Origin of the sequence: Streptomyces sp. NPDC058955 (assembly GCF_042741435.1) — a bacterium.
Taxonomy (GTDB): Bacteria; Actinomycetota; Actinomycetes; order Streptomycetales; family Streptomycetaceae; genus Streptomyces.
This window is the reverse complement of the sequence record NZ_JBHYKM010000038.1, coordinates 53,111-61,163: the sequence shown is the minus strand read 5'-3', so window position 1 is coordinate 61,163 and position 8,053 is coordinate 53,111. Positions and strand designations below refer to the sequence as shown.

Genomic DNA, 8,053 nt, shown 5'->3' with positions numbered 1-8,053 from the left:
CCCGCGCGGCGGGTGGGCTGTGATCGCGTATCGGCCCCACGCCACCGCGGCCACCCCCCCCCGCCGCCCCCACCGCCCCCACCCCCCCCCCCGGGGGGGGGGCCGGGCTGTCGGTGGTGCTCGGGTCGTGCGGCGGGTCCTAGTGGAAGGTGTGCTCCTCGGCGGGGAAGGCCCCGCCGGCCACGTCCTCGGCGAAGGCGCGGGCGGCGTCGCCGAGCGTCTCGCGGAGGTTGGCGTACTGCTTGCTGAAGCGCGGCACCTTGCCGCCGGTCAGGCCGGCCATGTCGGTCCAGACGAGGACCTGGGCGTCGGTGTCGGGGCCGGCGCCGATGCCGATGACCGGGATGTGCAGCGAGCGGGTGACCTCGGCGGCCAGCTCGGCCGGGACCAGCTCCAGGACGAGCGCGAAGGCGCCCGCGTCCTGGGCGGCCTTGGCGTCGCGCAGCAGCTTGTGCGCGCCCTCGTCGGAGCGGCCCTGCACCCGGTAGCCCATGGTGTTCACGGACTGCGGGGTGAGGCCGAGGTGGGACATGACGGGGATGCCGGCCTGGACCAGCATCTCGGTCTGCGGCAGCGAGCGCTCGCCGCCCTCCAGCTTGACCGCCTGCACGCCGGCCTCCTTGACGAGGCGGGTCGCGCTGCGCAGGGCCTGGACGGGCCCTTCCTGGTACGAGCCGAAGGGGAGGTCGCCGACGACGAGGGCGCGCTTCGTGCCCCGGACGACGGCCGCGGAGAGCAGCGTCATCTCGTCCATCGTGACGGGCACGGTGGTGTCGTAGCCGAGGTGGCAGTTGCCCATGGAGTCGCCGACGAGGATCACCGGGATGCCGGCCTCGTCGAAGACGGAGGCGGTCATGGCGTCGTAGGCGGTGAGCATGGGCCACTTCTCGCCGCGGACCTTGGCGGCGGCGATGTCGTGGACGGTGAGACGGCGCGAGCCCTTGCCCCCGTACAGCGTCTTCGTGCTGTCGGCGGGCTGTTTCGAGGCAGCCTGAAGCGTCATGGTGAACGGCTCCTTGTGTCATCTCGAGGCGCCCTGACGGCGTCCCCGGACCACGTCCATGGTGGCACTTCGCCGGGCGGGCGGGGAAGTGGGGTGGCGTGGCGCTCTTCACAGGCGAACTTCTGTTCGCATCGCGGGCCGTGAAGGTGTTCAAGGCGCGGCAAAGCGTCGGTCACGTTTTCCGATACGAGACGGGCCCGTTTCGAAATGGGTCTACAGTGGTGCGCATGCCTGAGCCGTCCGCCCCCTCCGCCCCCGCCCCGGCGCCGCCGCGCGTCCCCGAGGCCGTCCACCGCCGCCGCTGGGCCGTCCTCGGCGTGCTGATGCTGAGCCTGCTGATCGTCGTCCTCGACAACTCGATCCTGAACGTGGCGGTCAAGACGATCTCGTCCCCGGCCCCCACCGGACTCGGCGCCACCCAGAGCGAGCTGGAGTGGGCCATCAACTCCTACACGCTCGTCTTCGCCGGCCTCCTCTTCGCCTCCGGCCTCCTCGGCGACCGGCTCGGCCGCAAGCGGTCCCTCCTCTTCGGCCTCACCGTCTTCGGGCTCGGCTCCGCCCTGGCCGCCTTCTCCGGCTCCCCGGGCGAGCTCATCGCCTACCGGGCCGTGATGGGCCTCGGCGCCGCCTTCGTCATGCCCGCCACCCTCGCCGTCCTCATGAACGTCTTCGAGCGCGACGAGCAGCCCAAGGCCATCGGCATCTGGGCCGGCAGCGTCGGCCTCGCCATCGCGATCGGCCCGATCACCGGCGGCGTCCTCCTGGAGCACTTCTGGTGGGGCTCGATCTTCCTGATCAACGTGCCGGTGGTGCTCCTCGCCCTCGGCCTGATGACCTGGCTCGTCCCCGAGTCGAAGGACCCCGCGCCCGGCCGGATCGACCTGGTCGGCGTCCTGCTCTCCGTCCTCGGCCTCGTCCTCCTCGTGTACGGGATCATCCGCGGCGGCGAGCGGGCCTCCTTCTCCGAGGCGGGTGTCCTCGTCCCGGTCCTCGCGGGCCTCGCCGTCCTCACCGCCTTCGTCCTGTACGAGAAGCGCACCGACCACCCGGCCCTGGACGTCTCCTCCTTCCGCAAGCCGGTCTTCTCCGCCGCCGTCGCCGCGATCGCCCTGGTCTTCTTCGCGCTGATGGGCGTGACCTTCTTCTCCGCCTTCTACCTCCAGAGCGTCCGCGGCTACAGCGCCCTCGACTCCGGCCTGCTCCTGCTGCCGCTCGCCCTCGCCCAGATGGTCTTCGCGCCCCGGGCCCGGCTCGCCGTCGCCCGCTTCGGCGCGCGGGCGGTCTGCGCGACCGGCATGACCGCCGTCGCCCTCGGCCTCGGCGCCTTCGCCTTCTTCGACGCGGACACCCCGGTGTGGGTGATGGCCCTGGTCTTCCTGGTGCAGGGCGCGGGCATGGCGCACATCATGCCGCCGGTCACCGTCGCGATCATGCAGTCGCTGCCCCGGGAGAAGGCGGGCTCCGGCTCCGCGATCAACAACACCTTCCGCCAGGTCGGCGGCGCGCTCGGCGTGGCCGTCCTCGGCTCCGTCCTCTCCTCGGTCTACCGCGGCGAGATCGAGGGCCACCTCGGCGCCCTGCCGCCCGCCGTGCGCGCCACGGCCGGCGAGTCCCTGGAGGCGACGCTCGCGGTGGCCGAGAAGCTGGGCGCCGAGGGCCTCGTCGCCCCCGCCCACCAGGCGTTCCTCGACGCCATGCACGTCACCGCCTACGCCTCCGCGGCGATCGCCGCCGTCGGCGCGGTGGTGGTGGCCGCCTTCCTCCCCGGCCGCACCCCGCCCCCCGGCATCCCGCCCCAGCCCACCGCCCCGGAAGCCCGGGAACCGGCGGAACCGTCCCACCGCTGACGGCCGGGCGCCCGGCCCCCGCCGGGCGAGAATGGGGAAGGCAGCTTTCCCACGACGAGAGGCGACACGCGTGTCCTTGGCGGACGGCCAGAACCCCGGCGAACCGACCGAGCCGACCGAGCCCGGTACCGCGGACGTCGGCGGGCCCCGACGCGGCGACGCCCCGGGGGCGGCGTCCTGCCCCGACGGCGGGCCCCGACGGGGGCGGCCGCGGAGCGAGGGGGTGGAGCGGGCGGTGTTCGACGCCGTCATCGGGCTGCTGGAGGGCGGGGTCCCGCTCGGGGACATCTCCATCGAGCGGATCGCCCGTACCGCCGGCGTCGGCAAGGCCACCATCTACCGCCGCTGGGCCGGCAAGGAGGACCTGCTGGTCGAGCTGATCCGGTCCGTCGAGCCGCCGGACCCCGAGCTGCCCGGGACCTCCGTGCGCGACGACCTCGTGATGCTCCTGGAGTTCATGCGGCGGCGCGGGCTCGCCAAGCGGACCTCCGCGCTGCTGCGGAACATGTTCAGCCAGATGCAGACCCACCCCCGGCTCTGGGACCAGTACCACCGCACCGCCATCGAGCCCCGCCGCCGCCGCGGCATCGAGGTCCTGGAGCGCGGCGTCGCCACCGGCGAGGTCCGGGCCGACCTCGACCTGGAGCTGGTCAACGACCTCTTCGTCGGCCCGCTGCTGCTCCGCACCGTCCTCCAGCCCGACGCCGACCTGTCGCCGGACTTCCCGGCCCGCGTCGCCGACGCCATCCTCGACGGGGTCCGGCCGAGAAACTGACCACACCGGGACCCGCACGAATGTGCGCGTTCTGTCACAGCCCACCCGTACCGGCCCGCATCCGGAACCCCGTCACACGCCGTGGCCGTCCTTGGGGGAGTGCGCGGGGCCCGGCATCGCCTAGGGTCGGGACCGGGTCTCGGAGCACGGACGGCACGACGGCACGGCAAGGCGAGCGAGGGCAGCGATGGCGCGGGTGGACATGACGGGGACGGAGCACGGCGGAGCGGGAGGCGGGCGTTCCGGATCCCTCGACCGGTTCCGCTCCGCGCTCGGCCGCCTCCGCCGCGACCCCGGCATCTGGCGGCGCGGCATCCTGCTGGCCGCCTTCGCCGTCGCCCTCACCCTGCTGATGGCCCTGCACGCGCAGATCCCCAACCGGGTCGGCAACCTCGGCAGCCTCACCGAGACCTTCCTGCCCTGGCTCGGCCTCTTCGTCCCGGTCCTGCTCCTCCTCGCGCTGCTCCGCCGCTCCGCCACCGCGCTGATCGCGCTGCTGCTCCCGGCCGTCGTCTGGCTCAACCTCTTCGGCGGGCTCGTGGCGGACAAGTCGTCGGCCGGCGGCGACCTCACCGTCGCCACCCACAACGTCAACGCCGACAACCCCGACCCCGAGGGCACCGCCCGTCAGCTCGCCGGCTCCGGCGCCGACGTGCTCGCCCTGGAGGAGCTGAAGGCCGACATGGTGCCGGTCTACGAGCGGGAGCTCGCGGAGAAGTACCCGTACCACTCCGTCCAGGGCACCGTCGGCCTGTGGAGCCGGCTGCCGCTGCGGGACCCGCGCCCGGTCGACATCCACATGGGCTGGACCCGCGCCATGCAGGCCACCGTCGTCGCCCCCCAGGGCGAGCTGCGGGTGTACGTCGCCCACCTGCCCTCCGTACGGGTCAACCTCGACGCCGGCTTCACCGCCAACCAGCGCGACACCAGCGCCGACGCCCTGGGCGAGGCCATCGCGAGCGACCGCGCGCAGCGGATCGTCCTCCTCGGCGACCTCAACGGCACCATGAACGACCGCGCCCTCAACGCCGTCACCGCGCAGCTCCGCTCCACCCAGGGCGCGGCCGGCGACGGCTTCGGCTTCTCCTGGCCGGCCTCCTTCCCGATGGCCCGGATCGACCAGATCCTGGTCCGCGGCGTCGAGCCGGTCTCCTCCTGGGCGCTGCCGGAGACGCGGAGCGATCACCTGCCGCTCGCCGCCCGCATCACTCTCTGACCTGCGAAAGACAGGCGAAACCTGCTCTTCACACCCCCGACGCCGGGAATACCCAGCCGTCTGCGAGAATTTGTTTCGTAAGAAAACAAACCCTCGGATCCGGAAAGGGTCTCCCACCCATGCCCGTGGCCCTGCTCGCCCTGGCCATCTCCGCTTTCGGCATCGGCACCACCGAGTTCGTGATGATGGGCCTGCTGCCCAACGTCGCCGGCGACCTCGGCACCACCGTCCCCACCGCGGGCCACCTCGTCTCCGCCTACGCCCTCGGCGTCGTCGTCGGCGCCCCGCTGCTCACCGCCCTCGGCTCCCGCGTCCCCCGCAAGCGGATGCTGCTCCTGCTGATGGCCCTCTTCACCGTCGGCAACCTCGCCTCCGCCCTCGCGCCCGGCTACGGCTGGCTGCTCGCCGGCCGGGTCCTCGCCGGTCTGCCGCACGGCGCCTTCTTCGGCGTCGGCGCCGTCGTCGCCGCCCGGCTCGTCCGCCCCGACCGGCAGGCCCGCGCCGTCGCCACCATGTTCCTCGGCCTCACCGTCGCCAACATCCTCGGCGTGCCCGCGGCCACCCTCCTCGGCCAGCACCTCGGCTGGCGGGCCACCTTCCTGGTCGTCGCCGTCATCGGCCTGGCCTCGCTCGCCGCCCTCGCCCGGCTGGTCCCCGACCTCCCCGTCGACGAGCGCCAGGGCCTCGGCCGCGAACTGCGCGCGCTCGGCCGCCCGCAGGTGCTGCTCGGCCTGCTCACCGCCGTCTTCGGCTTCGCCGGCGTCTTCGCCGTCTACTCCTACCTGGCCTCCATGACCACCGAGGTGATGGGCTTCGGCGAGTCCACCGTCACGCTCGTCCTCGCCCTCTTCGGGATCGGCATGACGGCCGGCGCGCTCGCCGCAGGACCGCTCACCGACCGGGCCCCGCGCCCCACCCTCTACGGCTCGCTCGCCGCGCTCGCCGTCACCCTGGTCGCCTTCCGCTTCACCGTCCACGTGCCCTGGCTCGCCCTGGTCACCGTGGTGGTGCTCGGCGCGGTCGGCTTCATGACCACCACCCCGCTCCAGATGCTCGTCATGGAGAAGGCGAAGGACGCCCCGACCCTCGCCTCCGCCTCCAACCACTCGGCCTTCAACCTCGCCAACGCGGGCGGCGCCTGGGCCGGCGGCGCCGCCATCGCCGCCGGCTGGGGCTGGACCTCCCCGGCCCTGGTCGGCGCGGGCCTCGCCGCCGCGGGCCTGGCGATCGCCGCGGTCGCCGGCCTCCTCGACCGCCGGGAGGGGCGTACGGGGAACGCGACGGGGGCCTCGCACGTCGTCGCGCGAGGCCCCCTCGGCGCCGAGGAGCCGGTCAGGACGCCGGTGTCTCCCGCCAGCGGTTCGTGATCGGCAGCCGCCGGTCCTTGCCGAAGCCCTTCGCCGAGATCTTGGTGCCCGGCGGGTACTGGCGCCGCTTGTACTCCGCCGCGTCCACCATCCGCAGCGTCCGGGCCACCAGCTCCGGTTCGAAGCCGGCCGCCACGATCGCGTCCGTGCCCTCGTCCCCGTCCACGTACAGGGCGAGGATCCGGTCGAGCACGTCGTAGTCCGGCAGCGAGTCGGTGTCCACCTGGCCCGGGCGCAGCTCGGCGCTGGGCGGCTTGACGATCGAGTTCTCCGGGATCGGCGGGGTCTGCCCGCGCTCCTCGGCGGCCCGGTTGCGCCAGCGGGCCAGCCGGAAGACGTCCGACTTGTAGACGTCCTTGATCGGCCCGTAGGCGCCGACGGAGTCGCCGTAGAGGGTCGAGTAGCCCACCGCCAGCTCGGACTTGTTGCCCGGGGCGAGGACGAGGTGGCCCTCCTGGTTGGAGATCGCCATCAGGGTGGTGCCGCGCAGCCGGGACTGGAGGTTCTCCTCGGCGAGCCCGGTGAGCTGGAGGGAGGCCATGTACGCGTCGAACATCGGGGCGATCGGGACCGTGCGGAAGTGCAGGCCGGTCCTGCGGGCCAGCTCGGCCGCGTCGTCCTTCGAGTGGTCGGAGGAGTACTTCGACGGCATCGACACCCCGTGCACCCGGTCCGCGCCGAGCGCGTCGCAGGCGATCGCGGCGACCAGGGCCGAGTCGATGCCGCCGGAGAGGCCGATCACCACCGAGCCGAAACCGTTCTTCGCGACATAGGCGCGCAGCCCGATGACGAGCGCCGAGTAGACCTCCTCGTCGTCGTCGAGCCGCTGCGCGTAACCGCCCGTCAGCTCCGCCTCGTACGGCGCGACCGGCTCCCCGGCCTCCCCGGCGAGCACCGCCCGGTCGATCCGCAGCCCGTCGTCCACCACCGTCCCCGGCGCGGGGGCGTCCGGGTCGGCGGCCGGCAGGTCCAGGTCGAGGATGACGCTGCCCTCGGTGAACTGCGGGGCCCGCGCGATCACCTCGCCCGCCGCGTCCACCACGATCGAGTCCCCGTCGAAGACCAGCTCGTCCTGCCCGCCGGTCGACGCCAGGTAGGCGGTCGTGCAGCCGGCCTCCTGGGCCCGCTTGCGGACCAGTTCGAGCCGGGTGTCGTCCTTGTTCCGCTCGTACGGCGAGGCGTTGACCGAGAGCAGCAGCCCGGCCCGGGCGGAGCGGGCCGCGGGCACCCGGCCGCCCTCCTGCCACAGGTCCTCGCAGATCGCGAGGGCCACGTCGATCCCGCGCACCCGCAGCACCGGCAGGGTGTCGCCCTGCACGAAGTAGCGGAACTCGTCGAAGACGCCGTAGTTCGGCAGGTGGTGCTTGGCGAAGCGGAGCACGGCCCGGCCCCGGTGCAGCACCGCCGCCGCGTTCTCCGGCGAGCCGGCCGGGCGGCCGAGCCGGGGCACCGCCCGCTCGGTGCGGTCGAGATAGCCGACGACCACCGGCACCTCGCCGAAGCCCTCGTCGGCGAGCCGCTCCGCGAGCGCGGTCAGCGCCGCCCGGGAGGCTTCGACGAAGGACGGCCGCAGGGCCAGGTCCTCGACGGGATAGCCGGTCAGCGCCATCTCGGGGAACGCGACGAGGTGCGCGCCCTGCCCGACGGCGTGCCGGGTCCAGTGGACGATCGCCTCGGAGTTCCCGGCGACGTCCCCGACGGTCGAGTCGATCTGATTCAGCGCGAGGCGTAGTCGATGCACGCCCCCCACTCTAATCGTCAAACCGACGCTATGTCCTGGGAACCGCGCCCGGCCGCGGTCCGAGGAACCGTTTCACCCCGACATGCGAAGTACGTCCATCGCCG

The 8,053-nt window shown here is 73.5% G+C and carries 6 protein-coding genes; 4 read left to right on the top strand and 2 right to left on the bottom strand.

From position 1 onward, the window contains the following. Window positions 1–139 precede the first annotated feature (139 nt). Window positions 140–1,003, bottom strand: a complete 864-nt coding sequence (panB, locus tag ACFW1I_RS17275) for a 3-methyl-2-oxobutanoate hydroxymethyltransferase (RefSeq protein ID WP_384670503.1) — start codon at window positions 1,001–1,003, stop codon at window positions 140–142. A 227-nt stretch (window positions 1,004–1,230) separates the two neighbouring features. Between panB and ACFW1I_RS17270 the strand changes: the two genes are divergently transcribed. From ACFW1I_RS17270 to ACFW1I_RS17255, 4 genes are all read left to right on the top strand, one after another. Continuing rightward, complete coding sequence (locus tag ACFW1I_RS17270) at window positions 1,231–2,850, top strand: MFS transporter (protein WP_384670502.1); 1,620 nt, start codon at window positions 1,231–1,233, stop codon at window positions 2,848–2,850. A 31-nt stretch (window positions 2,851–2,881) separates the two neighbouring features. Continuing rightward, window positions 2,882–3,625, top strand: coding sequence for a TetR/AcrR family transcriptional regulator C-terminal ligand-binding domain-containing protein (locus tag ACFW1I_RS17265; RefSeq protein ID WP_384670501.1), 744 nt, complete (start codon window positions 2,882–2,884; stop codon window positions 3,623–3,625). 202 nt (window positions 3,626–3,827) lie between these two features. Then, window positions 3,828–4,841: an endonuclease/exonuclease/phosphatase family protein gene (locus tag ACFW1I_RS17260; protein ID WP_384670500.1), complete on the top strand. Its 1,014-nt coding sequence runs from the start codon at window positions 3,828–3,830 to the stop codon at window positions 4,839–4,841. Window positions 4,842–4,960: 119 nt separating this feature from the next. Further along, on the top strand, window positions 4,961–6,208 hold the full coding sequence (locus ACFW1I_RS17255) for an MFS transporter (protein WP_384670499.1): 1,248 nt from the start codon (window positions 4,961–4,963) through the stop codon (window positions 6,206–6,208). Here ACFW1I_RS17255 and ACFW1I_RS17250 read toward each other — a convergent pair. Next, complete coding sequence (locus tag ACFW1I_RS17250) at window positions 6,174–7,958, bottom strand: NAD+ synthase (protein WP_384670498.1); 1,785 nt, start codon at window positions 7,956–7,958, stop codon at window positions 6,174–6,176. The genes ACFW1I_RS17255 and ACFW1I_RS17250 overlap by 35 nt on opposite strands. Window positions 7,959–8,053 lie beyond the last annotated feature (95 nt).